Origin of the sequence: Trebonia kvetii (assembly GCF_007827045.1) — a bacterium.
In the GTDB taxonomy this organism is placed as follows: domain Bacteria; phylum Actinomycetota; class Actinomycetes; order Streptosporangiales; family Streptosporangiaceae; genus Trebonia; species Trebonia kvetii.
The window spans coordinates 282,469-307,497 of sequence record NZ_RPFW01000005.1 but is presented as its reverse complement, the minus strand read 5'-3'; the positions used below and the strand labels follow the sequence as shown (position 1 = coordinate 307,497).

The 25,029-nt window shown below is 68.7% G+C and carries 22 protein-coding genes; 3 read left to right on the top strand and 19 right to left on the bottom strand.

Translation table 11 applies throughout. From position 1 onward, the window contains the following. Positions 1 to 16: 16 nt before the first annotated feature. The 6 genes from EAS64_RS26495 to EAS64_RS26470 form a co-directional block, all read right to left on the bottom strand. Positions 17 to 1,351 (bottom strand): LLM class flavin-dependent oxidoreductase, encoded by a 1,335-nt coding sequence (locus tag EAS64_RS26495; protein ID WP_222849623.1) that lies wholly within the window; start codon positions 1,349 to 1,351, stop codon positions 17 to 19. After that, on the bottom strand, positions 1,348 to 2,280 hold the full coding sequence (locus tag EAS64_RS26490) for an HpcH/HpaI aldolase/citrate lyase family protein (protein WP_145857283.1): 933 nt from the start codon (positions 2,278 to 2,280) through the stop codon (positions 1,348 to 1,350). The genes EAS64_RS26495 and EAS64_RS26490 overlap by 4 nt, the downstream gene beginning before the upstream one ends. Positions 2,281 to 2,282: 2 nt before the next feature. Continuing rightward, positions 2,283 to 3,479, bottom strand: a complete 1,197-nt coding sequence (locus tag EAS64_RS26485) for a CaiB/BaiF CoA transferase family protein (RefSeq protein ID WP_246115871.1) — start codon at positions 3,477 to 3,479, stop codon at positions 2,283 to 2,285. A gap of 58 nt (positions 3,480 to 3,537) precedes the next feature. Then, the gene (locus EAS64_RS26480; protein WP_145857279.1) at positions 3,538 to 4,587 is read right to left on the bottom strand and encodes a LacI family DNA-binding transcriptional regulator; all 1,050 of its coding nucleotides are present in this window, start codon (positions 4,585 to 4,587) and stop codon (positions 3,538 to 3,540) included. A 41-nt stretch (positions 4,588 to 4,628) separates the two neighbouring features. Continuing rightward, a complete protein-coding gene (locus EAS64_RS26475) occupies positions 4,629 to 6,104 on the bottom strand; it encodes an ABC transporter substrate-binding protein (protein ID WP_145857277.1) in 1,476 nt (491 codons plus the stop codon). A gap of 413 nt (positions 6,105 to 6,517) precedes the next feature. After that, complete coding sequence (locus EAS64_RS26470) at positions 6,518 to 7,261, bottom strand: SDR family NAD(P)-dependent oxidoreductase (protein WP_222849622.1); 744 nt, start codon at positions 7,259 to 7,261, stop codon at positions 6,518 to 6,520. A 184-nt stretch (positions 7,262 to 7,445) separates the two neighbouring features. Here EAS64_RS26470 and EAS64_RS26465 point away from each other — a divergent pair, with 184 nt between their 5' ends. Beyond that, a complete protein-coding gene (locus EAS64_RS26465) occupies positions 7,446 to 8,711 on the top strand; it encodes a cytochrome P450 (protein WP_145857273.1) in 1,266 nt (421 codons plus the stop codon). A gap of 135 nt (positions 8,712 to 8,846) precedes the next feature. Next, a complete protein-coding gene (locus EAS64_RS26460; RefSeq protein WP_145857271.1) occupies positions 8,847 to 10,148 on the top strand; it encodes an amidohydrolase family protein in 1,302 nt (433 codons plus the stop codon). Positions 10,149 to 10,153: 5 nt separating this feature from the next. Here EAS64_RS26460 and EAS64_RS26455 read toward each other — a convergent pair whose 3' ends face one another. The 6 genes from EAS64_RS26455 to EAS64_RS26430 form a co-directional block, all read right to left on the bottom strand. Further along, a complete protein-coding gene (locus tag EAS64_RS26455) occupies positions 10,154 to 10,774 on the bottom strand; it encodes a TetR/AcrR family transcriptional regulator (RefSeq protein ID WP_145857269.1) in 621 nt (206 codons plus the stop codon). Between the two features lie 106 nt (positions 10,775 to 10,880). Next, the gene (locus EAS64_RS26450; RefSeq protein ID WP_145857267.1) at positions 10,881 to 11,717 is read right to left on the bottom strand and encodes a mycofactocin-coupled SDR family oxidoreductase; all 837 of its coding nucleotides are present in this window, start codon (positions 11,715 to 11,717) and stop codon (positions 10,881 to 10,883) included. Between the two features lie 6 nt (positions 11,718 to 11,723). Further along, entirely contained in the window at positions 11,724 to 12,209 is a 486-nt protein-coding gene (locus EAS64_RS26445) for a (2Fe-2S)-binding protein (RefSeq protein ID WP_145857265.1), read from the bottom strand. Next, the gene (locus EAS64_RS26440) at positions 12,202 to 13,077 is read right to left on the bottom strand and encodes an FAD binding domain-containing protein (protein ID WP_145857263.1); all 876 of its coding nucleotides are present in this window, start codon (positions 13,075 to 13,077) and stop codon (positions 12,202 to 12,204) included. The genes EAS64_RS26445 and EAS64_RS26440 overlap by 8 nt, the downstream gene beginning before the upstream one ends. Beyond that, on the bottom strand, positions 13,074 to 15,452 hold the full coding sequence (locus tag EAS64_RS26435) for a xanthine dehydrogenase family protein molybdopterin-binding subunit (RefSeq protein ID WP_145857261.1): 2,379 nt from the start codon (positions 15,450 to 15,452) through the stop codon (positions 13,074 to 13,076). The genes EAS64_RS26440 and EAS64_RS26435 overlap by 4 nt, the downstream gene beginning before the upstream one ends. Then, positions 15,449 to 16,639 (bottom strand): cytochrome P450, encoded by a 1,191-nt coding sequence (locus tag EAS64_RS26430; protein WP_222849621.1) that lies wholly within the window; start codon positions 16,637 to 16,639, stop codon positions 15,449 to 15,451. The genes EAS64_RS26435 and EAS64_RS26430 overlap by 4 nt, the downstream gene beginning before the upstream one ends. Before the next feature lie 139 nt (positions 16,640 to 16,778). On the opposite strand from EAS64_RS26430, the gene EAS64_RS26425 reads away from it, so the two are divergent. Continuing rightward, complete coding sequence (locus tag EAS64_RS26425; RefSeq protein ID WP_145857259.1) at positions 16,779 to 17,420, top strand: TetR family transcriptional regulator; 642 nt, start codon at positions 16,779 to 16,781, stop codon at positions 17,418 to 17,420. Between the two features lie 36 nt (positions 17,421 to 17,456). On the opposite strand, the gene EAS64_RS26420 is transcribed toward EAS64_RS26425, so the two are convergent. The 7 genes from EAS64_RS26420 to EAS64_RS26385 all read right to left on the bottom strand — a co-directional run bounded on the left by EAS64_RS26420 (position 17,457) and on the right by EAS64_RS26385 (position 24,900). Beyond that, positions 17,457 to 18,341 carry an aldehyde dehydrogenase family protein gene (locus EAS64_RS26420; protein ID WP_145857257.1) on the bottom strand — a complete coding sequence of 295 codons (885 nt, stop codon included), beginning with the start codon at positions 18,339 to 18,341 and terminating at the stop codon, positions 17,457 to 17,459. After that, positions 18,334 to 19,764: an aldehyde dehydrogenase family protein gene (locus tag EAS64_RS26415; RefSeq protein WP_145858018.1), complete on the bottom strand. Its 1,431-nt coding sequence runs from the start codon at positions 19,762 to 19,764 to the stop codon at positions 18,334 to 18,336. Before EAS64_RS26415 ends, EAS64_RS26420 begins: the two co-directional genes overlap by 8 nt. After that, positions 19,764 to 20,696, bottom strand: coding sequence for a deoxyribose-phosphate aldolase (gene deoC, locus EAS64_RS26410; RefSeq protein WP_145857255.1), 933 nt, complete (start codon positions 20,694 to 20,696; stop codon positions 19,764 to 19,766). Before deoC ends, EAS64_RS26415 begins: the two co-directional genes overlap by 1 nt. Positions 20,697 to 20,942: 246 nt before the next feature. Continuing rightward, positions 20,943 to 21,806, bottom strand: coding sequence for an SAM-dependent methyltransferase (locus EAS64_RS26405; RefSeq protein WP_145857254.1), 864 nt, complete (start codon positions 21,804 to 21,806; stop codon positions 20,943 to 20,945). A 113-nt stretch (positions 21,807 to 21,919) separates the two neighbouring features. After that, positions 21,920 to 22,561, bottom strand: coding sequence for an HAD family hydrolase (locus EAS64_RS26400; protein WP_145857252.1), 642 nt, complete (start codon positions 22,559 to 22,561; stop codon positions 21,920 to 21,922). Between the two features lie 71 nt (positions 22,562 to 22,632). Beyond that, positions 22,633 to 23,724: a glycoside hydrolase family 3 C-terminal domain-containing protein gene (locus EAS64_RS26395; RefSeq protein ID WP_246115896.1), complete on the bottom strand. Its 1,092-nt coding sequence runs from the start codon at positions 23,722 to 23,724 to the stop codon at positions 22,633 to 22,635. A gap of 297 nt (positions 23,725 to 24,021) precedes the next feature. Further along, positions 24,022 to 24,900, bottom strand: a complete 879-nt coding sequence (locus EAS64_RS26385) for a glycoside hydrolase family 3 N-terminal domain-containing protein (RefSeq protein ID WP_222849619.1) — start codon at positions 24,898 to 24,900, stop codon at positions 24,022 to 24,024. Positions 24,901 to 25,029 lie beyond the last annotated feature (129 nt).

Sequence of the window (25,029 nt, the reverse complement as noted above, 5' to 3'; positions counted from 1 at the left end):
CTCCTTGTCGAAACGGCTACTGCGATTCCGGGCGGGCGATGCCGAGATGCTCGCGCAGGGTCGTCCCGGTGTACTCACGCCGGAACACGCCCCGCCGCTGCAGCTCAGGCACCACCATTCGGACGAACTCCTCGAACGCGCCGGGCAGGTGGGTGGCGGCAAGGACGAACCCGTCGCAGCCGCCGGAGTTGAACCACTCCTCCATCTGGTCGGCGACGGCGGTGGCGGTGCCGACGAAGCGCGGACCCTGCAGCAGGGTGGCGCGGTGCGCGGCCAGGTCGCGGACGGTTACCTCGCGGCCGAGGTGCTTGCGCACCCCCATGGACAGGCCGCGGATGCCGGAACTCGCCGCCATCATCTCGTCAGTCACCACGTCGTCCAGGTCGTGCTTGGCGAAGTCGTAGTTGAGCAGCTCGGACAGCAGCGCGAGGGACGCGACCGGGTGCACGTAGGCGTCGAGGAACAGCCGCTCCTTCTCCTCGGCGATCGCCTGGGTCTCTCCCCCGACCACGTACGCCATCGGGAGGATCTTGACGTCGTCGGGGTTGCGGCCCGAGGCGGCGATCTGCTCCTTCTGCTCACGGTAGTGCTGCTGCGCCACCTCGAGGCCGGGGTCGCCGGTGAAGACCATGTCGGCCCAGGCGGCCGCGAACTCCCGGCCGCGCCCTGACGAGCCTGCCTGCAGGATCACCGGCCGGCCCTGCGGGGTGCGGGGCACGGTCAGCGGGCCGCGGACGGAGAACCACTCGCCCTTGTGGTTGATCTCGTGGACCTTGGCCGGGTCGGCGAACTCGCCGGTCTCCTTGTCCATGATCAGCGCGCCGTCGCCCCACGAGTCCCAGAGGGCGGACACCGTCTGCAGGAACTCGTCGGCCTTGTCGTAGCGCCGGTCGTGGTCCATGGCGGCCGACAGACCGAAGTTCTGCGCCTCTGAGTCGTTGACCGAGGTCACCACGTTCCACGCGGCGCGGCCGCCGGACAGGTGGTCGAGCGTGGCGAAGGTGCGGGCCACGTGGTACGGCTGGTAGTAGGTCGTCGAGTAGGTGGCGCCGACGCCGATCCTGGAGGTGGCGCCGATGATCCCGCCGAGCACGGCGGTGAGGTCGAGCTTGACCGGCCGGGCCCCGTACCGGACGGCCTCGGCCACCGAGTCGCCGTAGACGCCGGGCATCGCGAGCCGGTCGTCGAAGAAGACGCAGTCGAACTTGCCTTCCTCGAGCACCTTCCCGATCCGGGTGTAGTAGTCCATGGTGAGGAACCCGAGGTCGGCCGACGGGTACCGCCAGGATCCCGAGTAGACGGTCACGTTGCCGGCCTGCATGAAGCCGACGAGGGTCATCTGGCGGGTCATGGCGATGGCTCCTTCCCTGACAGGCCGAGCAGTTCGGCCCGGTTGGCGACCGTGGCGGCGTGCCGCAGGTGGGCGGCGTCGACCAGCATCCCGTCCAGTCCGCTTGCCCCCTTGCCCGCGGACTCGGCCGCCCGGTAGGTGGCGACCAGCCGCTCGGCGTGCGCGATCTCCTCCGGAGTCGGCGAGAACGCGGTGTTGGCGATCTCCACCTGGCTCGGGTGGATCGCCCACTTGCCGAGGAAGCCCATCGCGGCGGCCCGCTCGCAGGCGACCCGGTAGGCCGCTGGGTCCTTGTAATTGGGGAAGGGGGCGTCGATCGCGTCAACGCCCGCTGTGCGCGCGGCGACAACGATCCGGGCGCGGGCGTAGTGCCAGATGTCGCCGGGAAATTCGACGAGCGGGTCGAAGTTGGTGTCGACCCGCGCGCCCTGGGACGCGGAGAAGTCGCCGGCGCCGAAGATGATCGCCTCAAGCCGGTCGCTGGCGGCGGCGATCTCGTCGACGTGCTGCAGGCCCTCGGTCTCCTCGATCAGCACCTCAAGCGCGATCCGCTTGCGCAGCCCGAGCGTCTCCTCCAGCTGGGTAAGCAGCGTGTCGACCCACCAGACGTCGCGCGCCCGGCGGACCTTGGGCACGATGATCACGTCGAGGGCTTCCCGGGCGATGGTGACGACCTCGATGACGTCGCCGTAGGCCCAGTGCGTGTCGATGCCGTTCATCCGGATCGCGCGGGCGGTGCGCCCCCAGTCGAGGTCGCGTAGGGCCCTCGCCGCCTTGCCGCGCGCCTTCTCCCGCTCGGCGGGCGCGCAGGCGTCCTCCAGGTCGAGGAACACCAGGTCGGCGCCGGAGGCGGCGGCCTTGGCGAACATATCCTCGTTGCTGGCCGGGGTGGCAAGCTCCGAGCGGCGCGGCCGCGGAGTCGGTGCCATGCTTAGATCACTCCCTGTTCATGTAGCTCCGCCAGTCGGCCGCCGTCGAGGCCGAGTAGCTCACGGTAGACCTCGGCGTTGTGCTCGCCGAGCCGCGGGCCCAGGTGGCTGATGGCGCCAGGGGTGGCGGAGAAGCGGGGCACCGGCGCCTGCACTCGCATCGAGCCGAGTTCCTCATCGTCGACCGACGGGTAGACGCCCCGTGCCTGGAGCTGCGGGTCGCCGAGCAGTTGCTCGGCGTCGTAGATGGGCGCGGCCGCGACCCCCGCCTCCTCGAAGACCGCCAGCGCCTCGTCGAGGGTGCGCTGGCCGATCCAGCCTGCCATGATCGCGTCGATCTCGGCCGCGTTCCGCAGCCGCTGCTGCGCCTCGGCGAACTTCGGGTCCTCGGTCAGCTCCGGCCGGCCGACCGCCCGCAGCGCGCGCATGGCGATCGAGGGGGCGCTGCCTGACATCGCCAGCCAGCGGCCGTCGCTTGTCCGGTAGGTGTTGCGCGGCGCGCTGATGTCCCACCGGTTGCCGGTCCTGACCGGGATCGTGCCGAGCTGGTCGTAGGTCAGCACCGACTGCTCGAGCAGCCGGGCGAGCGGTTCGATCAGGTTGATGTCGATCAGCTGCCCAGTACCACCGCGGGCGTCGCGGTAGTAGAGCGCCATCATCACCGCGTAGGTGGCGGTCAGCCCGGCCACGCCGTCCGCGAGCATGAAGGACGGGAGGGTCGGCGGGCCGTCCGGGGTTCCGGTGAGATGCGCGAAGCCGCTCATCGCCTCGCCGAGGGTGCCGAAGCCCGGCCAGTCCGACTTCGGGCCGCCCGCGCCGTACCCGGTGACGTGCACCATGACAAGCCCGGGGTTGGCCGCGGCGAGGCTCTCGTACCCCAGGGCCCACTTGTCCAGGGTGGACGGCCGCAGGTTCATGATCACCACGTCGGCCTGCCTGGTGAGTGACCGCAGCAGGTCACGGCCGGCCTCGAGGCGCAGGTTGAGCGTGACGCACTTCTTGTTGCGGGCCACGCTCTTCCACATCAGCCCGATCCCGTCGCGCTGCGCACCCCACTGCCGCAGTGGGTCGCCGCCGTCGGGCTGCTCGACCTTGATCACCTCGGCACCTTGCTCGCCCATCCAGGTGGCGATCAGCGGTCCGGCCGCGAGGGTCGCCGCATCGATCACCCGCAGGCCGGCGAGGGCACCGTCGTTCACTATCGACTCCTTCATCGGAGATTGCACTGAGCTGGCGGGCGGCACGGCCGACGACGCGTCACGGTCGCCTGCCTGGCGGCGGGCCGGTGGAACCCGCCACGCACAGCCCGGCCAGCACTCTGTGCGGCCCGGTCGCCGGTGGCGGATTGCCGGTCTCCCGTGCGTCGAGCGCGCACAGCAGCAAGCGGGCGGCGATGCGCGCCAGCCCGGCGTACGGCACCTGGATCATCGTCAGCGGCGGATCGGCGAGCACGAACCAGGCGGGATCGCCGTAGACCACCAGGGACAGGTCGTCGGGTAGCCGCCGGCCACTGCACCGGACCGCGTCGGCGGCGCCGACCGACAGCGAGCCGCTCCCGACGACAAGGGCGGTAAACGGGAGGCCGCCGGTGAGCAGTTCACGGGTCGCGTCCCTTCCGTTTTCCTGGGTGGGCTCCACCAGCCGCATGGTGATGCGGCGGGGATCGAGCCCGGCCTTGGCGACACCGCGGCGGATGCCCCGCAGGCGGATCGCCCCATTGGACAGTTCTCTTGGGGTGCCCAGGTAGGCGATGTCGGTGTGACCGAGGGCCGCCAGGTGCACGATGCTGTCGGTAAGCGCCTGCTCGTCATCGGCGAGCACGCTGGGTGCGTCGATTCCCGATACCCGGTGCAGCTCCACCACCGGGAGCTCGGCGAGCAGCCGCCGGGTTTCGTCGAGCAGGTGCGTGGTCGGCGAGATGACCAGCCCCGCGATCCGGGTGCCCACCAGGTCGCGGAGCTGCTCATACTCGCGTTCCGCGTCGTTCTCCGTGATGGCCAGGATCATCTGGGTGCCGGCCGCGGACAGCAGGCTGGCGCACTCGGCGGCCACCGCCGAGTACGCCAGCGTGTCCACGTACGGGATCACGAATCCGACGAATGCGCGGCTGGTGCTCGCCGACAGCGCCCGGGCCAGGCGGTTGGCTACGTAGCCGCGCGCCTGTGCGTGTGCCCGGATGCGGTCGGCGAGCTCCCGACGAACCGAGGGGCTCCCGTTCAGCGCGCGGGATATCGTCGCGGTGGAGACGCCCAGGTCACGGGCCATCTCCACCACGCCGACCGACCTACGCCGTCCGCGGGACGCCATCCGGCGGCTCCCTGTTCGTCGTTTGCCGCATGACAGTCCTACTAGGAGACGGCCATCTTGAGCGTCGAGACATTGGAAGGGCTGCAGTCGAAGGTGCCGGGCTTGACCGGGTCCACCCGGTTCCACGTGCCGTTCTGCAGCTGCACGAGCACCTGGCAGTTGGACCCAAGGTGGCCGCTGATGTCGGTCGCGCCGATGAGGCCGCTGGCGTTGAACGAGTGCTCGTCGTTGTTGAGCACGGTGAACAGCGACGCGCGGTTGAGTGGCTGCCCGGTGGCGATCTCCTTCTGCACCGCGTCCTGGAACAGCTTGGCCATGACGAAGGAGCCGAACGCGTTGTTGTTGAAGTTGCTCGCGCCGCCGAGGTCGGTGATCAGCTTGTCCAGGTCGGGGTTGGCCTTCTGGTCGCTCAGGTACGGCAGTTCAAGCAGGCTCGCGTAGGTGCCGTTCACGGTCGCGCCGCCCATCTGGGCGAAGGACGGGTCGTAGCAGCCCGAGTTGCACTCCCAGACCTTGACCTGGTTGTTGACCCCCTGCAGCGCGGCTTCCTTGCGCAGCAGCACCATGCTGGCCGTCGTGGTGTCGTCGTAGACGAACGTGGAACCCGAGGCCTTGATCTGCTGGATGAACGGGGTCAGCGCGCTCTGCGGCACCCCGCCGCTCAGCGGGTAGAAGCCCTGGCCGTCCTTCTTGATGCCGATGTTGCTCTCCGCCTGGAACAGGGGCACCTCGGTGAGCTTGAACGTCGGGTCGTCGGTGTCGTACATCCAGATGCCGTGCAGGCCCGGGTTGTGCGCCACCAGGTAGCGGGTGTCGCCGACCGGCACGTCATACGTCGGAGTGGCTTCCTTCGCCGTCTTGCAGTACGAGTTGACGCCGCCGATGCCGTACGTGTCCGGGTCGCAGACCGCAGGCACGAAGGCGAAGGCGGCCAGGTTGGCGATGCCAACGGCCTTGCCCGCGGCGTTCTTGCAGCCGTCGAGGTCGGCCAGGTCCACCAGCGCGTTGGCGGAGGTGCCGACGAGGGCGAAGTCGCTCTGGCAGGCCTTGATGACACAGCTGGTGGTGGCGTTCGGGTTCAGCTGGCTGTCGCAGAAGTCGACCTGCACCTGGCGCCCGTCCAGCCCGCCGTTGGCGTTGACCTCGCTCGCCCAAGCCTTGACCGCGTTCACCGAGTCCTTGAACAGGCCGGGGACGAGCGGGTTGTTCACGTCGGCGATGATGCCGACCTTGATGGTGGTGGCGGTGATACCGACGTCGCTGGCCGGCACCGTCGCGGCCGTAGAGGCCGACTGAGAGGCCGACGGCGACGTTGAAGCCGATGTGCCCGTTGATGCCGACGCCGCGGGCGAGGCCGAACTGGCGGCTGGCGAACTGGTGGTGCTCGAAGAAGAACTGCACCCCGCCACGAGCAGCACCGCGGCCGCAGCCGCCACCGCTATCCCGGCGAAACGCTTGCGCGTGGGTATCCGTCGTCCGGTGCCGCCGCGGCCCGGCCCTTCGCTGATAGGTCTCATTCCTGTGCCCTCCACGACTTCATTGCCTTGTGAGGTTCGACCCGGTGAACACCGAGCATTCACGGTTAGCGCTTGTGATATACCGGGCGGTCAGTCAAAAACAGAATGCGGACTGGTCCCGCCGGTTAGGTGCGCCTTCATTTGTTATGCCGCGACCTCGTATGCGAGGGGCTTACAGTCCAGTGCTGGAATGTAAACCTTTACATGGCGAGAGCCGGGGGATGTAAACCTTTACATCGGTCCGCGGTGGTGGTGCGGCTGGGAAGCATTGGCTTACAGAGTGGCGGTATTGAGGCCTGCGAACTGTGTGTTTCAGGCTGGTTGTCTGCTGTTTCTAGCATGGCACCGGAGGCCGATCAATAGTTTGGACTGACTGGTCGTCCGGTGGTCCCGCTGAGCGGAACGATGCCCGCTCAGGTGTAGTTGCCGCCGTTGACGCCGATGACCTGACCGGTGATGTAACCCGCGTCATCGGAGCAGAGGAAGGCGGTGGTGGCCGCGATATCCTCGGGCACGCCAAGGCGGCGGACCGGGCTCCGCGCGGCCAGCGCCTTGATGTTCTCCTCGCCGGCCGCTCCCTGGGCGAACGGCGCGGCCAGGAACATGGGGGTGACGACGGCCCGTGGCGGGATCGTATTGACGGTTATCCCGTACTGGCCGAGTTCCAGCGCGAGGGTCTTGGTGAGCACCACCACGCCGCCCTTCGCCGCCGAGTAGTGCGCCTGGGTGCGCGACCCCGACTGCGCGCTCGACGACGAGATAGTGACAATCCGTCCCCATCCGCCGGCGATCATGTCGGGCACCGCCAGCTGGAGGCAGTGGAACGTTCCCGTCAGGTTGACCGCGACGACGCGCTCCCAGTCCTCGACGCTGATGTCGAGGAACGGGGCGTTCAGCGACAGCCCCGCGCTGGTCACCATGATCTCGACGGGACCCAGCTCAGCGCGCGCGGCCTCCAGAGCCTTCTCCACCGCGGCCCGGTCGCTGACGTCGGCGCCCAGGCCGACGACGCGCAGTCCCTCGCCGCGGAGTTCGGCCGCCGCCCGGTCGGCCGCCGCCTCGTCCAGATCGAGCAGCGCCACGCTGGCGCCGCCCGTCGCGAGGCGGCGGACGATCGCCAGGCCGATACCTGACGCACCGCCGGTAACAACTGCCACCCTGCCCAACTGCTCTCCCCCTTCGTCCCGGCCTTGATGCTCTGACCGCGGCTGTGGTACCAAGTACTAGTAGTTCACTAATTGAATTTTTATAGTGAAGATACGAGTTCCCTGGCCCGCTGTAAAGGCTTGCGGCGGCACAGGCCCGTCAGCTGGCCGGCGACGACGCACGTGGAGTAGACCCATGACCGACTTCACCACCACCGACTACTTCAGCGACGAGTCCGTCGCGGCCGACACCTATCCGTACTTCGACTTTCTGCTCGAAGGCCGACGGGTGTGGCGGGAACCGCACCACGGGGTGGTGATGGTGGCCGGGCACGAGGAGGTGCTCACCGTGCTACGGGACGCGGCCACGTTCTCGAACGTCAACATCGTGGCCGGGCCCAGCTTCAAGTTCCCGGTCGAGCTCACCGGCGACGACGTCACCGAGCAGGTCGAGCAGTGCCGCGACGCGGTGCCGATGGGCGACCAGATCATCAGCTTCGACCCGCCGAAGCACACCGCGCACCGCGGGCTGCTGATGGGGCTGATCACCCCCAAGCGCCTGAAGGAGAACGAGGAGTTCATGTGGCGGCTGGCCGACCGCCAGCTCGACGTCGTGCTCCCCGGCGGCCAGTGCGAGTTCATCGACGACTTCGCGCAGCCCTACACCCTGCTGGTCATCGCCGACCTGCTCGGCGTGCCCGAGTCGGATCACCCGTCGCTGCTGCGCCAGGCCGGCGTCGGCCGGCGGCTGCTCGGCGACACCGGCGAGGACGAGGGCCGGCCGCACCATCCGCTCGACTTCCTCTACGGCTACTTCACCGAGCGCATCGAGGAACTGCGGCGTGAACCGCGGGGCGACGTGCTGACCGGCATGGCGCGGGCGACGTTCCCTGACGGCTCGACGCCGGAACCGGTGGACGTGGCAAGGATCGCGGCCAACCTGTTCTCCGCCGGGCAGGAGACCACCGTCCGGCTGCTCAGCACGGCCCTACGGCTGATCTGCGACGAGCCGGGGCTGCAGCAGCGGCTGCGAGAGCACCGCGAGCTCATCCCCCGGTTCATCGAGGAGACGCTGCGGCTGGAGAGCCCGATCAAGGGCGCGTTCCGCCTGGCGCTGAAGACCACCACGCTGGCCGGGGTGGAGATCCCCGCGGGTAGCACCATCATGCTGCTGCACGGCGCGACCGGCCGTGACCCGCGCCAGTTCGAATGCCCGCACGAGATGCGCATCGACCGGCCCAACGTCCGGCAGCACATCTCGTTCGGCGCCGGTATCCACACCTGCCCGGGCGCGCCGCTGGCACGGGCGGAGGGACGCGTCGTCATCGAGCGCCTGTTCGACAGGACGAACGAGATCCGTGTTTCCGAGGCCGCGCACGGCCCTGCGGGCGCCCGCCGGTACGAATACCTGCCGACCTACATGATCCACGGGCTGCGGGCGCTCACCCTTGAGTTCAGCTGAGGGGCGTCCTGCCTAGCGGAACGTGTCGTTGACGTGCCCTGGGATGCGCCGTAGCGTCCGAACCCACAGGGTCATAAATGACATTGAAGTTTCAGAGCTATCAGCGCGGATGCCGAGCGTCTGGAGACCCCCGCCATGGCCAAGGAATTCATCGTTTCCGGCGACAGTCACGTCGTCGAGCCAGTCGACCTCTACAAGACCCGCCTGCCCAAGAACATGCGCGACCAGGCGCTGTGGGAAGAAGACACGATCCTCGAGGACCCGCTGGTGCCTGGGGGTCACACGCAGTTCCGCACCGTGCACACGGCCGGGTATGAGGGCTGGACCGTGTCCCGCTACCGCCAGTTCCCCGGGCCGACGCCCGACGGGCTGCCGTCCAGCATCCTGCGCGACATGGACCGCGACGGCGTCGACGCGACCATGCTGTTCCCCAACCTGTCGTTCTTCGCGCTGTACACCGATATCCACGAGCGGTCCATCGCGCACGCCCGGGTCTACAACGACTGGCTGGCCGAGACCTACCTGCCGTACGCCAACCGGATCCGGCCCGCCGCCGCCATCCCGACCACCGACGCGGCCGACGCGGTCAAGGAGATCGAGCGCGCGGTCAGGCTCGGCCTGACGGCCCTGATCCTGCCCGAGATCCCGCAGCCCTTCCCGTACTGGGCGCCGGAGTACGAGCCGATCTGGGAGGCCGCCGAGGCGAACGGCCTGCCCATCTTCATTCACGTGGCATCGGGCGGCGTCGACTCCAAGGCCGGCACCTCGGCCACTGGCAGCCAGGTCAAGGGCATCCTGACCGCGATGACCATGGGCACGCAGGAGCTCAGCGGCGCCCTGCTCGCCGGGCGCACCATGGGCGGCGGCAGCACCGCGGCCGCCAGCCCGATGCGGATCATCGCCGACCTGGTCAGCGCGGGCGTGTGCGAGCGGCACCCCAACCTGATGTTCAACGTGATCGAGTTCAACGCGGGCTGGCTGGCGAACTACATGGGCTCGATGGACAAGGCCTGGCGCACCGGCACCGGGCAGGACCCGCACTGGTGGCTTGGTTTCTGGGACGAGGGGGTCGACCCGCACGACCAGAAGCTCATGGGCCGTCTGTTCAAGATCAACGACCGCTGGCCGCTGCCGCTCAAGCCGAGCGAGTACGTCAAGCGCAACTTCCGCGTTCAGTTCGCCGACGATAAGATCGCCGTGCTGTCCCGGCACATCACCGGGGTCGACACCATCTACTGGGGCAGCGACTACCCGCACGCGGAGGGCACCTTCCTCGGCAGCCAGGCGGTGATCGAGGAGCAGTTCGCTGACGTCCCCGACGTCGACCGCGCCAAGATCCTCGGCGGCAACCTGGCCAAGATCGTCGGCTTCGACGACTCGAAGAAGCTGGCTCCGGTGACCCCGCCGCCTTCGCCGGTCGTTCCGCCGCCGGCGTAAGCCGCTCAGTCGTGCGCGGCGCGCATGCCGTCCAGGGCGGCGAAGGCCTCACGGAGCAGATCTACCAGGTCCGCCGCTCCATCGACGGCGACCCAGTGCGCCACGGCGAGAGACATGCAGTCGAGCGCCGCGGCCACCTTGACCGACAGGCCGATCGGAACCGGCCCGGCGATGCTGTGGCGCTCGGCCAGCGCGGCCGTCAGCGGCGTGCGCCAGTCCGCCCGCTCCAGGTGAGTGCCCGACAGCGTCCGGGTGAACATCGCGAGCCGGCTGATCGCTTGCGCGCCCGCTGGGTTCCTCGTGTAGATCGGCACGACGAACGACTCGATCGCGCTGCGCAGGGCCACCCAGTCGTCTTCCTCGCGGGGCCGGGACCGCAACGCGTCCGCCATGCGCTCGACGTAGGCCTTGAGCGCCACCAGGATCGCCTGGTCCTTGGTGCGGAAGTAGCGCAGGAAAGTGCTGCGGGAAACGCCGCCCGCCGCGGCCATGTCGTCGAGGGTGACGTTGTCGTACCCCTTCTCCACCGCGAGGTCGTAGGCGGCCAGGCTCAGCTCGGCCTGCACGGCCGCCCGGGCGATCTCCCGTGAGGCGGGGCGCACTACGGCGGCTCCATGTGACGACATGCACCAATCTTAGGGCGGTGCGATCCGCGTGGGATCCCGGGCGACCTCTCGCAGCGCCTGGAAGCCCCACGCGGAGCCACAACCCGTTCGGGATAAGGACAGACTGTTATTTGAGCAGCGCGCCGAGGTCGACGGCGAGCGGTACCCCGGTGATGTACCTGGATTCGTCGCTGACCAGGAAGAGTATCGCGTTGCTGATGTCCTCAGGCTCGACCCAGCCGTGCGGCAGCACGTGCATGAACTGCGCGATGATCGGCTCGGCGTCGGCCGCGGTCGGGCGCTCCAGGTCGGGACGGAACATCTTGAACGCGCCCTCGTTCATGAACATCGGAGTGTTCACGTTGGTCGGCAGGACCGAGTTGACCCGGATGTGGTGCTGGCCGAGTTCCACCGCGAGCGTCCGCATCAGACCGATGACGCCGTGCTTGGCCGAGATGTAGTGGCTCATTCCCGGCATCGCCTTCGCGCCGCCGACGGAGCTGGTGAGCACGATCGCGCCGCCGCGGCCGCCCGCGATCAAGTGCGGGATGGCCGCCCGGGCGGTGTTCCACGGGCCGGTCAGGTTGATGTCGATGGTGTTGTGCCAGTTGTCCACGCTCATGTCCTGCACCGTGCCGCCGATGCTGGCGATGCCCGCGTTGGCCACCACGATGTCCAGCCGGCCGAGCTCGGCGACGCCGGCATCCACCGCGGCCTTGACCGCGTCGAGGTCGCGCACGTCCGCCTGGGTCGCGACAATCCGGCGGTCCTGCGCCTCTACCAGCTTGACCGTCTCGGCGAGGTCGTCGGCCGTCGCCATCTCCAGGGCGCCCTCGACGTCATGGCAGATGTCGATCGCGATGATGTCGGCACCCTCGGCGGCCAGCTTCACCGCGTGGCTGCGGCCCTGGCCGCGGCCGGCGCCGGTGATGAAGGCGACCTTGCCCTCGACTCTTCCTGGCATGCTCTGTTACCTCGCTTCTTCGTTGATGGTGTCGGCCGCGGCGCGGACGGCGGCCAGAATGCCCTGGTAGCCGGTGCAGCGGCACAGGTTGCCGGACAGCCCCTCGCGAATCTCCTCGTCCGTGGGGCTGGGATTGTCGCGCAGGAAGGCGGTCACCGAGGTGACGAAGCCGGGGGTGCAGAAGCCGCACTGCAGCCCGTGGTGCTCACGGAACGCCTGCTGGACGGTTGACAGGGTGCCGTCAGGCGCGGCGATGCCCTCGACGGTGGTGATCTCGCCGCCGTCGGCCTGCACCGCGAAGACGAGGCAGCCGCGCACCGCCTGCCCGTCGAGCAGGACGGTGCACGCGCCGCAGACGCCGTGCTCGCAGCCCAGGTGCGTGCCAGTGAGGTGGCAGCGCTCGCGAAGGAAGTCGGCCAGGGTCAGCCGGGGCTCGACGGTCGCCCGCCTGAGCCGGCCGTTGACGGTGACCTCGATGCTGATGTCAGCCACTGACTGCCTCCTTGACGGCCTGTTCCCAGGCGCGGGCGACCATGGCCGCGCCCACCTTCTTCCGGTAGCTGGCGCTGCCGTGCAGGTCGGACGGGACCGCGTCCAGGTCCGCCACGGCGGCCCGCCCGACCTCCGCCGGATCGATATCGCTGACGGCGATGCCGGCGACCGCCGTCTCGGCGGCTGCGGCGCGCAGCGCGGTCGGGCCGAGCCCGAACAGGCCGATGCCGCTCGCGCTGACCCGGCCGCCAGGGTCAAGCCCCACCGCGACGGCCGCGCCCGCCACCGCGAAGTCGCCCGAGCGGCGAGCGAACTCCTCGATCGCGAAGCCCCGCCTCCCGGCTGCCACCGGGAAGCTAACCCCGGTGAGCAACTCGTCGGGCTCAAGCTCGGTGGTCCAGATGCCGGTGAAGAACTCGGCCGCCGGGATCTCCCGCTGGCCGCGGGGCGAGAGGGCCTCGACGGTCGCGTCCAGCGCCAGGGCCACCGCCGGGTACTCGGCCGCCGCGTCCGCGTGGGCCAGCGATCCGCCGATCGTGCCCCGGTTGCGGATCTGGAAGTGGCCGATCAGCGGCGTGGCGCGGGACAGCAGCGGCACGCGCCTGGTGGCAAGCGCCGAGCGGCCGATCTCCGCCTCGGTGGTGGCCGCCCCGATCCACACGGAGTCGCCACGCTCCTCGATACCGCGCAGCACCCTGATCCGGCGGATGTCGATGAGGTGATCGAACACCGCGAGCCGCAAGGCGAGCACCGGGACCAGGCTCTGCCCGCCGGCGATCAGCTTCGCGCCGTCGCCGAGCTCGGCCAGCAGGTCGACGGCCTCCTTGGTGCTCTCCGGCGCGTGGTACTCGAACGGGGCCGGCTTCACTGGCTGCCTCCTGTTTCCGGCTCCCGGCCCTGGTCGATCAGGCTGGCGTCGATCAGGCTGGCGATGGCCGCCGGGGTGAGCGGGAGCCTGGTGATCGTCACGCCGAACGGCGCCAGGGCGTCCGCCACCGCGTTGACGACGGCGGGCGGCGCGCCGATCGCGCCGCCCTCGCCGACGCCCTTGTAGCCGCCGGGGCCTGGCCCGGGTGCCGTCTCCACGTGCGCGTACTCGATCACCGGCACCTCAGCCGCGGTCGGCAGCAGGTAGTCCATGAAGGTGGTGGCGACCGGGTTGCCGTCGGCGTCGTAGGCGAGCTCCTCGAGCAGCGCGCCGCCGATGCCCTGCACGACGCCGCCCGCGATCTGGCCCTCGACGACGGCCGGGTTGATCATGTGCCCGCAGTCCTCGCCGACGACGTAGCGCAACAGCGTCACCTTGCCCGTCGTGACGTCGACCTCGCAGGTGCACACGTGGGTGGCGCATGCCCACAGGCCCATGCCGGTCGCCGCGTACCTGGCGGACGCCTCGAGCCCGGGTGACGTCCCCGGCGGCAGCGCGTACGGCTGGAAGTAGGCGATGTCGGCCAGTTCGGCGAAGCTGACCCCGGCCTCCGGGTCGCCCTTCACCGCCGCCCTGCTCTGGGCCAGTTCGATGTCGGCCTCGCTCGCCTCCAGCTTGTGCGCGGCCATCTTGGTGAGCTTGTCCCGCAGTTCCGCCGCCGTGACCCCGACAGCCCCGGCGATCATCGAGCCGCTGCGGCTGCCGCCGGTGCCCGCGCCGAACGGCGTGACCGCCGTGTCGCCCTGGATCGTGTGCACGTCGGCGATGTCGGCGCCGAGCGCGTCGGCGGCGAGCTGGACCGCCGTCGTCTCCAGGCTGTTGCCGGTCGAGCCGCCGGCTAGGTAGACGTTGACCTTCCCCGACGGCTCGATCCTGATGGTCGCGCCCTCGGTCGCATACACGCCGAACGCCGGCGCCGTCGGCTCGGCGTAGCAGGAGATCCCGACGCCCAGGTAGCGGCCCTGCGCGCGGGCCGCGGCCTGCTCATTGCGGAACGCGTCGTAGTCCAGGACCGCCAGGGCCTGCTCCAGCGTCTCCAGCGGGTCCATGTGGTCGTACGGCATGCCGGTCGGGCTCGAATACGGCATCTCATCGCGGCGCAGCAGGTTCCTGCGGCGCAGTTCCGCCGGGTCGATGGCCATCCGGCGGGCCGCGATGTCGAGGGTGACCTCGCGGGCCAGGGTCTCGAACGCCCACGGTCCACGGTAGGCGATCCGGCCGGGGGTGGAGGAGAACACCGAGGCGTGGCTGAACGTTCCCCTGGCGACCCGGTACGGGCCAGGGAAGATCATCCCGGTCGCCGCGCCGGTCATGACCGGCCACGGCGTCGGGTACGCGCCAACGTCCTGGACATGGTCGAGCGACGCGGCGAGTATCGTACCCGCGTCGTCGAAGGCGAGCCTCGCCTCACCGTGCTCGTGCCGCGCCGTGCCCGCGGACTGCAGGTTCTCTCTGCGGTCCTCGATCCACTTGACCGCGCCTGCCAGCCTCCGCGCCGCGAGCAGGACGCAGATGTCCTCGCGCAGCGGCACGACCTTCTGCCCGAAGCCGCCGCCGACATCGCGGGTGATCACCCGGACGCTGTGCTCGGGGATGCCGAGCAGCCGGGCGGCGAACATCCGCACCTCGTGCGGCGCCTGCGTGGCCGCCCAGACGGTCAGCTCGCCGCTGCCCCGCGACCACTCCGCGACCAGGCCGCGGGTCTCCATCGGCACGGCGCCCTGCGCCTGCTCCCAGATCGTCTCGCTGACCACGTGCGCGGCGCCGTCGTAGGCGTCGGCGATCGTCTCGGCAGGCGCGCCGGCGAGCTCCCCCGCTAGGTTGCCTGCGTAGCCGTCGTGCACGAGGGCCTCCGCCGTCCGGGCACGCGCGTAGTCGGGGACCGCCGGCAGCGGCTCATAGTCCACGTCGACCAGCTCGGCGGCGTCCTCCGCGAGGTAGCGGCTGTCCGCCACGACGAGGGCCACGATGTCGCCGGCGAACCTGGCCTCGCTGACCGCCAGCGGCGGCCGCGGCGTGTCGGGGACCTGGTTCCCCGTCCCGGTGTACCAGGCCTCGACCACGTCGCCGTTGAGGTCGCCGGCCGTGAAGACGGCGTGCACGCCGGGCAGGGCGAGCGCGGCCGAGTTATCGATGGAGACGATGCGCGCCCTCGGGTGCGGGCTGCGGACGAAGCAGGCGTGCAGCATGCCAGGCCGGGTGACGTCGTCGACGAAGGTGCCCGCACCGGTCAGCAGCCTGGCGTCCTCGACGCGCTGGACGCGGCTGCCGGCATAGCGGGCCGCACCGGTCTTGGGGAGCGGGGCGGCGGTCATCCGAGCTCCAGCGGAAGCTTCTCCCAGCCGCGCACCGATGAGGTGTTCTGCATCTTGGCCGCGCTCCAGTCGACCTCCCAGGACGGCCAGCGCTTGAGAATCTCCTCAAGCGCCACGCGGCCCTCTAGCCGGGCCAGGGCCGACCCGAGGCAGTAGTGCGGGCCGAGAATGAAGGTCAGGTGCATGCCCTTTTTGCGGTGGATGTCGAACCGGTCCGGGTCGTCGTAGCGGCGGGGATCACGGTTGGCCGCGCCCACCATGCACAGCATCGCGCTGCCCGCGGGCACCATCCGTCCATACCACTCGACATCCCGTGTCACGTACCTGGCGTTGAACGGGCCTGGAGGTTCGCACCGCAGCACCTCCTCGACCGCGCCGGGGACCAGCGACAGGTCGGCGGCGAGCTCCGCCCGCTGCTCGGGATGCCTGGCCAGGGTCGAGCCCATCCAGCCGATGAGCCTGCCCGTCGTCTCGTTGCCCGCGCCGGCGAGGACTGTGACGTACATCAGGACCTCGTCGCGGGTCAGCGTGCGGGTCACGCCGTTCTCGTCCTCGAACTCGGCTGTGATCAGCTCGGTCATCACGTCGTCGGACGGGTGGGCGTACCGCCAGTCGATGTAGTCGCCCATCGCCTCGTGCGTGAGGATGACCTCCTCGCTGAAGTCGATCTTGCCGCCGTCTTCGGTCAGGATCTTGGCGTTGGACTCGTCGCGGAAGGCGGCCTGCCCCTCCTCGGGGATGCCGAGGAGCATGCCGATGACCTTCATCGGCATCTCAAGGCCCAGCTTCTCGATGAGGTCGAACCGGGTCTCGCCGACCAGCGGGTCTAGGCAGGCGGTGCAGTACTCGCGCACCTGCGGCTCAAGCTCGGCTATCCGGCGCGGCGAAAACACCCGGGCGAGCAGCTGCCGGTGGATGTTGTGGATCGGCGGGTCCTCCATGATGAGGGTGCCCGGCGGGATCTCCATGTTCAACTTGATCAGCTCGAGCATCACCCCGCGGGCGGATGAGTACGCCACGGTGTCGGTCAGCACCTGCTCCACGTCGGCGTAGCGGCTGACGGCGTAGAAATCGTGTGGCTCGTTGTGGTAGAGCGGTGCTTCCTCGCGCATCCGGTTGAACAGCGGCCATGGGTCGGCCGCGAAGCGGGCGTCGTACGGGTCCCAGTAGAGGCCATCGGAGTCCACGCGGAAGCCCTCCCGTCGTTGGGTAAGCGATCAATGATCTATATAAATCAGATTCATCGTCGGCGCACAAGCCCCCGCTGGCATCTGTCACTGACAAATGTCAGTGACGGGCGCCAGTGACGTGTACTATGGGAACGCGATGGCAACTGGGGAAGACAAGCCCAACGGGCGTGAAGCACAGCGGCAGGAGACTCGCCAGCGGGTGTACACCGCGGCGGTGGCGGAGTTCAGGCGGGTCGGCATGGCCGCCGCCGACGTCAGCGTCATCGCCAGGGAGGCCCGCGTGGCCCGCGGCACCTTCTACTTCCATTTCCCGACCAAGGAGCACATCCTCGCCGAGTTCGAGCGGCATGAGGAGGCACGGCTGGCCGCCCAGCTGGAGAAGTTCCTCGCCCGGCCGCATGACCTTACTGGCGCGCTGACCGAGACAGTCCGGCTGATGGTCCAGATGGAACGGCGGACCGGCAAGACCCTCTTCCGTGAGATGCTCGCCCTGCACTTTTCACCGAACCGGCCCGAGGTACTGCCGGGCACCGACCAGTGGACGGACTATCCGCTGATGACTCTGGTGGTTCGGGCGATCGCGCTCGCCAGGGACCGCGGCGAGGCGTACCAGGAGGCCGATCCGCTGCGCACGGCCCAGTTCTTCATGCTCGGCCTGTACGCAGTGCTGATCACCAGCTATGACCTGTCAAGAGCCGAGCGGGCCGGGATCATCGACAACTTCGTCGCCACGGTGTTCAGGAGCGTGGAAGCCAGGCACGGCGCGCAGCCAGCGTGAGCTAGGACGCACCACCGGCCTGGGGCTCGCTGCCTGTCAGGTGCCGATGGGGTGCCAGACGGTCTTGGTTTCCAGGTAGGCGTGCAGGCGGTGCAGGCTGGGCCGGGCGGTCCAGTCGCCGTCGGAGTCGCGGGGGCGGATGACGCGCTTGAGGTTGTCCGCCGCGGCGGCCGCCAGGTCGTCGGCCAGGGCGTCATCGGCACCGGTCAGGTCGATGGCATTGACGTCCATGTGTGACGCGAGCCAGGGAGCGATCTCCACCGTTCGGCCGGTCAAGATGTTGATCACCCCGCCGGGGACATCGGAGGTGGCGAGCACTTCTGACAGCGTGACGGCCGGGAGCGGCCGGGACTCGCTGGCCAGCGCGACCACGGTGTTGCCGCTGACCACGGCGGGGGCGACGACGGAGACGAAGCCGAGCAGGCTTGAGTCCTGGGGGGCGAGCACCGCGGCGACGCCGGTGGGCTCGGGCAGCGAGAAGTTGTAGTAGGGCCCGGCGACCGGATTCGCGGCGCCGCGCACCTGGGTGATCTTGTCCGCCCAGCCGGCGTACCAGACCCAGCGGTCGATGGCCGCGTCCACGACGGCCTCGGCCGCGCGGGCGCCGAGGCCCTCCGCGGCGCGGACCTCGGCGGTGAACTGGGTACGGCGTCCCTCAAGCAGTTCGGCCACCCGGTAGAGGACCTGTCCCCTGTTGTACGCGGTCGCGGCGGACCACCCGGCGAGCGCCTTGCGGGCGGCCGTGACCGCGTCGCGCGCGTCCTTGCGCGAGGCAAGCGCGGCGTTGGCCAGGAATCCGTCCTTGTGATCGGTCACCGGGTAGGACCTTCCGCTTTCCGAACGGGGGAATGCTCCGCCGATGTACAGCTTGTAGGTCTTCCTTACGGCCAGCCGGGCGGCCGCTGCGGGTGCGTCAGACATCGAGGTAAGCCTCCAGGCCGTGGCGGCCGCCCTCGCGGCCGTACCCGGACTCCTTGTACCCGCCGAACGGCGAGGTCGGATCGAACTTGTTGAAGGTGTTCGCCCAGACCACGCCGGCCCGCAGCCGCGAAGCCATCCACAAGATCAGCGAGCCCTTGTCGGTCCAGACGCCGGCCGACAGCCCGTACGGGGTGTTGTTGGCCTTGTCGACCGCCTCGGACGGCGTGCGGAACGTCAGCACCGACAGCACCGGTCCGAAGATTTCCTCGCGGGCGATCCGGTGCGCCTGGGACACCCCGGTGAATACCGTGGGCGGGAACCAGAAGCCCTTCACCGGCAGGTCGCACGGCGGCGACCAGCGCTCCGCCCCCTCCGCCTCCCCTGCCTCGGACAGTTCACGGATCTTGGCCAGCTGGGCCGGCGAGTTGATCGCGCCGACGTCGGTGTTCTTGTCCAGCGGGTCGCCGAGCCGCAGGGTGGTCAGCCGCCTGCGCAGTGACGCGAGCACCTGGTCGTAGACCGACTCCTGGACCAGCAGCCGGGAGCCCGCGCAGCACACGTGGCCCTGGTTGAAGAAGATCCCGTTGACGATCCCCTCGACCGCCTGGTCGATGGGCGCGTCGGCGAAGACAATGTTGGCGGCCTTGCCGCCGAGTTCGAGTGTGACCTTCTTACGGACGGCCGCGCGGGCGATCTCCTTGCCGACCTCGGTCGAGCCGGTGAACGCCACTTTGTCGATGCCCGGGTGGCTCACCAGCGCGCGCCCGGTCTGGCCGGCGCCGGTGATGATGTTGACCACGCCCGGCGGCAGGTCCGCCTGCTGGCAGATCTCGGCGAACAGCAGCGCGGACAGCGGCGTCGTCTCGGCCGGCTTCAGCACCACCGTATTGCCGCAGGCCAGCGCGGGAGCTATCTTCCACGCCAGCATGAGCAGCGGGAAGTTCCACGGGATGACCTGGCCGGCCACGCCGACCGGGCGCGGGTCGGGGCCGAAGCCCGCGCAGTCCAGCTTGTCTGCCCAGCCGGCGTAGTAGAAGAAGTGCGCGGCCGCCAGGGGTATGTCCACGTCGCGCGACTCGCGGATGGGCTTGCCGTTGTCGAGCGACTCAAGGACGGCGAGTTCCCGCGCCCGTTCCTGGATGATCCGCGCGATGCGGAACAGGTACTTGGCCCGTTCCTTGCCCGGCATGACCGACCAGGTCTGCTCGTAGGCCTTGCGCGCCGCGGTCACCGCCCGGTCCACATCGGCCTGCCCGGCCTCTGTTACCTCGGCGAGCACCTCTTCGGTGGCCGGCGAGATGGTCTTGAACGTCTCGTCGCTCGCCCCGGGGACGAACTCGCCGCCGATGAACAGCCCGTAGGACTCCCGCAGGGATACGACGGCACGCGATTCCGGCGCCGGCGCGTACTCGAACTTTGCCATCACGCGTCCATGGTGAAGTAGTCGGGGCCTGAGTACCTGCCGGTGACCAGCTTGGTCCGCTGCATCAGCAGGTCGTTCAGCAGGCTGGACGCGCCGATCCTGAACCAGTCCGGGTCAAGCCAGTCCTCGCCCGCGGTCTCGTTCACCAGCACCAGGTACCTGATCGCGTCCTTGGCGGTGCGGATCCCGCCCGCAGCCTTGACCCCGACCTGCCGTCCGTGCGACTCGCGGAAGTCCCTGACCGCCTCAAGCATCACCAGGGTCACCGGCAGTGTGGCCGCCGGGCTGACCTTCCCCGTCGAGGTCTTGATGAAGTCCGCGCCCGCCAGCATCGCCAGCCACGACGCGCGGCGCACGTTGTCCAGCGTGGCCAGTTCCCCAGTCTCCAGGATCACCTTCAGGTGCGCGGCGTCACCGCAGGTGTCGCGGACGGCAACGATCTCGTCGAAGACCAGCTGGTAGTCCCCGGCGAGGAAGGCACCGCGGTCGATCACCATGTCCACCTCGTCCGCGCCCGCCGCGATCGCTTCCCGCACGTCGGCGAGCTTGATCTCCAGGCTGGACCGGCCGCTGGGAAAAGCGGTGGCGACGCTGGCCACGTGGATGCCGGTGCCCTGCAGTTCGGCCGCCGCGACGTGGACCAGGTCCGGGTAGACACAGATGGCCGCGACCGTTGGCGCGGTCGGGTCGGCGGGATCCGGGCGCTTCGCCTTCGCGCACAGCGCCCGTATCTTCCCCGGCGTGTCCTGGCCTTCGAGCGTGGTCAGGTCGACTACCGAGATCGCCAGGTCAAGTGCCCACTGCTTCGCCGTCGTCTTGATCGACCTGGTGGCGAGCATCCCCGCGCGCGCCTCTGCGCCCACCCGGTCCACCCCGGGCAGGCCGTCCAGAAAACTCCGCAGGTCAGAGCCTGTGAAAGTAACCGTGGTCACTGGCTCGCCCTCCGCTTCCGCTCATGCTGGCGGCCGCATACCGAGGCAACTGCGCCAGTCGTTGAGAAAAATCCTAATACGGCTGCCAGGTCAGCCCGGCGGTCCAGTCCAGGCTGCCGACGCCGTCGGCCGTCCTCAGGCTATGGCCATCCCGGACACGGCCACGACGGCACGCGCCATCTGGCCAGCGCCATGTCCTGGCCAGCATGACCGACGGTGGCTGATGAGCGGCGGCCGTCGCGCTACTTACGGTTTCCGGCCGACCCCGGCATAAATGGCCAGGTCGCGACCGCGGTCCGCGTTCTCTGTAGCTTGCCGCCAGCGGTGCACCTGTACGACGCCCGGCTCGACCAGGTCCAGGCCCGCGAAGAACTGGGTGACCTCGGCATGGGTGCGGGCCGCGACCGGGATGGCGACCTGTTCGTTGTACCGCTGCACGCCGCCGGCCACCTCCTCAGTCGCGACGTCGCCCGCGATCTGCGAGAGGGCCAGGTAACTGCCCGGCGGCACGGCATCCATGAGCCGGGCAATGATCGCGCCGGGCTCATCCTGGTCGGGTATGCCCTGCAGGATCCCTAGCAGCATGACCGCGACCGGCTGGCCGAAGTCCAGGACATCGGCCGCCCGCTCCAGGATCGCGCCGGTCGCGCGCAGGTCGGCGTCGATGTAGGCGGTCGCACCCTCCGGACTGCCGGCCAGCAGGGCCCGGGCGTGCGCGAGCACGATCGGGTCGTTGTCCACGTACACCACGCGCGACTGCGGCGCCGCCCGCTGGGCTACCTGGTGCGTGTTGTTCGCCGAGGGCAGCCCGGTCCCGATGTCAAGGAACTGCCTGATGCCCGCCTCCGTGACGAAGAAGTGCACCGCCCGGGCGAGGAACTCGCGCTGCGCACGGACCGCGGCCCGCACATCCGGGTACGCGGCGGCGACCTGTTCGGCGACGGCCCGGTCAGCCGCGTAGTTGTCTTTGCCGCCAAGCCAGAAATCGTAAACCCGTGCCATATGCGGCCGACTCGTGTCGAAAACAACACCCTGGCCCGATGGCTCACGGCCACTCGTCACTTGATGTGCCTTCCCGCCGGTACCCGCCCCTGGGCAATGCTTCCGCATCCCCGCGGGCCCGCGCAACTCAGCCCCGGGCGCCAGTCCCCAGACCGGCGCCGCCAGCTGCTTGCTGAGACCTTCACTAGCACGCCACCTGGGACACACTCGTAAATGCCCCTTCAGGCTAAATTGAAGATGATATCCTTCAGTTCAATCAGAGTTTTGATTCGATAGCGAGCCTGTGAAAAGTCATGTGTTCTTGTAAAGTCGTTGTAGACGATGGCACAGTCAATACCGGCCGCCGCGGCTGAGTTCAGCCCTCTGGATGAATCCTCGACAATCAGTGTCTCTTCTTTGGTGGCTCCGAAGCGCCTTAGGCCGGTCAGGTATGGTTCCGGGTGCGGCTTGGCGTGCCTGTAGTCTTCGCGAACAAGGACGAAATCCATGAATTGCCTAATTTGGCGCCTTTCATGGATAATTTCGAAATCCACACGTTTTGCAGTCGTCACGATTGCCATGCGGACGTATTTTGACAGTTCAGCGAGAGCTTCGACGACGCCTTCGATCTCAATGGCTTCTGTTCTCAGATATTCCTGATAGTAATCATTACGAACCTCACGCTGCCTGCTGATGGCCTGTTCATCGATGCCTGCCGCCCTGGCTTGGGCCCAAGTGCCCAGGCCCTGGTTCATGTCCCGGAGGTATTGATCCTCGTCCAGAGTCAAACCAATGTCCGCCAGGGCGCGTTCTCCAGCCTTGTAATACCAGAATTCGGTATCCACAAGAACACCATCATGATCGAAGAGTATGTACCTTTTCACGCTCTTGATCCTAGTACTCCAGCCGCCGTTTGGGCGGGGGCCGCAAGAGGGACCCCCGCCCAAGACGGGTGCTACTTGCCGTTGTTCGCGGAACCTGAGGGATGGACGGTGATCGTGTCGGTCTGGTCGATGTTGTCGACCGATGAGCCGAGGGACACCGCGTACGTGCCCGATGGCGTGACCCAGCTCTGCGATCCGGAGTCGTAATAGGAGAGCGGATGGTCGGCGGAGGTCGGGTCGATGACGACCTCGACGTTCTGCGACCGGCCGGGGTCAAGTGTGACTCGAGCCCAGCCCACCAGGCGCTTCGGCGGCTCGCCGCTAGACGCGGGAAGGGTCAGGTAGACCTGTTCCACCTGCGTTCCTGCCCGCTGGCCGGTGTTCGTCAGCTTGAAGCGGACGCGGATGGGCTTGGTGTCCTGGACGGTGGTGGGTGTCAGCTGCAGGTGGTCAGCGGTGAACGTTGTGTAGGACAGGCCGTAGCCGAACGGGAAGAGCGGCGCGATGCCCTGGGCGTCGTACCAGCTGTGTCCCGACTCGAGCCCCTCGGTGTAGTCGACCTGGCGGATGCTGGTCCGGTCGCCGGCCGGCCTGACCGTGCTGCCGTTGGCGAACACGCCCGGATTCTGGGCCGCCGAGCCCGCGGTGGGCAGGTCCGCGGTCGACTGCGGGAAGGTCACCGGCAGGTGCCCCGAGGGATCGGCGTCGCCGAACAGGAGCGCGGCGAGCGCGGGACCCTGCTGCACGCCCGGGTACCAGGCCTCGAGGACGCTCTTGACCTGGCTGAGCCACGGCATTAGCACGGCGCTGCCGGTCTCGAGCACCACGATGGTCTTGGGGTTCGCGGCTGCGACGGCGGAGATGAGCGCGTCACCGCGGTTATCAAGGTTGATTTTCGTGCGGTCGGTGCCCTCGCCCTCGGTGTAGTAGCCGAAGACGATCGAGACGTCGGCCGCGCTCGCGGTCGCGGCTGCCGACGTGAGACTGCTGCCGTTGTCGAACGTAACCGTGTCGTCGTCCGGCGCGGCGCGGCTCGTGATCGCGTCGAGCGGAGCGGCGAAGCCCGGGTTATTCGAGCAGGCCGCCGACGGTTCGCCGCTTGAGCTGCAGACGGTCTTCGCGCTGACTCCGCTGGTGGCCGTGGCGGACGCGGTCGGCCCGATGACCGATCTTCAAGCCCTTCCCGGTCAGCGGCAGCGCGCTGCCGTTGTTCTGCAGCAGAACGCTGCCTTCCTCCGCCATCTGCTTCGCCAGGGCGAGATGGGCCGCCGTCGAGGAGTTCGCGGCGGGCGTGGCGGGCATCGGGTGGTCGAAGAGGCCGACGGCGATCGCGGCGCGGGCGACGCGGAAGGCCGCTTCGTCGATTTGCGCCTCGGTGATGGTGCCCGCCGTCAGCGCCGCCTGAAGGTTCGTCGGAGAGTAGAAGTTGGGCCGGTTCAGTTCCTGGTCGAGGCCTGCGTTCAGCGACGGGCGGTCGAATGCACCGCGCCGAAGTCGGACACGACGAAGCCGCGGAACCCGAGCTGGTTCTTGAGGTAGTCCGTCAGGGTGTTCGGGTTCTGGCACGCATAGACCCCGTTGACCTGGTTGTAGGAGCACATGACGCCCGCCGGCTGCGACTGCGTGATCGCGATCTCGAAGGCGCGGCCTTCCTCCTCGTGGAGGGTGCGGTCGTCAACGTTTGAGGAGCTGAGCTGCCTGTCCAGCTCCTGATCGTTCTCGATGAAGTGCTTGAGCACCGCCTCGACCGGCTCGGTGGGATTTCCCTGCTGTATGCCCTTAATGTCTTGGGCGGCCATTGTCCCCGCGAGGAGCGGATCCTCGCCCATGAATTCGGCATTGCGGCCGCCGTACGGGGTCCTGGCCAGGTCGATGCCGGGCGCCAGAATGCCGGTGCGGTCTTCCTGGAAGGCTTCGTCCCCCATGGCCTGGCCCTTGAGATAGCTCTCCGCGGTATCCCAGCTGGCAGTCTCGTCGACGGGAACGGGGAAGCCCGTGGTGATGCCGCTGACGCCGGTGACCTCCCACGGCCCGTCGGCGTAGGCCATCGTCGGGGTACACGGAACCTGGGCCGGATAGGTGACGGTTCCGAACGTCGTCTGGCCGGGGTTGTTCGCCGCCTGCTCGTCAAGCCAGCGCATCTTCTGCTGCAGCGTCATGGCCGACATGAGCTCGTGCGCGCGCACGTCGGCGCTCTGCGACGTGTTCATCCACGGGCAGTCGCTCACGGTGGAGCCTGCCGCCGCGGCCGTCGCAGGGCTGGAACTAAGCGAGATCGCCGGGACGGTCAACGCCGCGAGCGCTGCCGCGATAGAGATGTATTTGAGCCGTTTTGACACAGATTGCCTTCCCACCCTTTGTGAGCTTGGTATATATGGCTCCAGCAATACTCACGTCGCGCCATGGCCTCGCCTAGCCGAATATGCACCTCCTTTAGCACAATGTTCACTCCGCGACCATTTCGATAA

Excerpts from the sequence above, each read along its gene's own strand:
- EAS64_RS26480 (WP_145857279.1), bottom strand. The coding sequence starts at position 4,587 with ATGGCGTCCCGCGGACGGCGTAGGTCGGTCGGCGTGGTGGAGATGGCC.
- EAS64_RS26475 (WP_145857277.1), bottom strand. The coding sequence starts at position 6,104 with ATGAGACCTATCAGCGAAGGGCCGGGCCGCGGCGGCACCGGACGACGG.
- EAS64_RS26435 (WP_145857261.1), bottom strand. The coding sequence starts at position 15,452 with ATGACCGCCGCCCCGCTCCCCAAGACCGGTGCGGCCCGCTATGCCGGC.
- EAS64_RS26425 (WP_145857259.1), top strand. The coding sequence starts at position 16,779 with ATGGCAACTGGGGAAGACAAGCCCAACGGGCGTGAAGCACAGCGGCAG.
- EAS64_RS26460 (WP_145857271.1), top strand. The coding sequence starts at position 8,847 with ATGGCCAAGGAATTCATCGTTTCCGGCGACAGTCACGTCGTCGAGCCA.
- EAS64_RS26465 (WP_145857273.1), top strand. The coding sequence starts at position 7,446 with ATGACCGACTTCACCACCACCGACTACTTCAGCGACGAGTCCGTCGCG.
- EAS64_RS26420 (WP_145857257.1), bottom strand. The coding sequence starts at position 18,341 with ATGTCTGACGCACCCGCAGCGGCCGCCCGGCTGGCCGTAAGGAAGACC.
- EAS64_RS26405 (WP_145857254.1), bottom strand. The coding sequence starts at position 21,806 with ATGCGGAAGCATTGCCCAGGGGCGGGTACCGGCGGGAAGGCACATCAA.
- EAS64_RS26490 (WP_145857283.1), bottom strand. The coding sequence starts at position 2,280 with ATGGCACCGACTCCGCGGCCGCGCCGCTCGGAGCTTGCCACCCCGGCC.
- EAS64_RS26495 (WP_222849623.1), bottom strand. The coding sequence starts at position 1,351 with ATGACCCGCCAGATGACCCTCGTCGGCTTCATGCAGGCCGGCAACGTG.
- EAS64_RS26455 (WP_145857269.1), bottom strand. The coding sequence starts at position 10,774 with ATGTCGTCACATGGAGCCGCCGTAGTGCGCCCCGCCTCACGGGAGATC.
- EAS64_RS26450 (WP_145857267.1), bottom strand. The coding sequence starts at position 11,717 with ATGCCAGGAAGAGTCGAGGGCAAGGTCGCCTTCATCACCGGCGCCGGC.
- EAS64_RS26415 (WP_145858018.1), bottom strand. The coding sequence starts at position 19,764 with ATGGCAAAGTTCGAGTACGCGCCGGCGCCGGAATCGCGTGCCGTCGTA.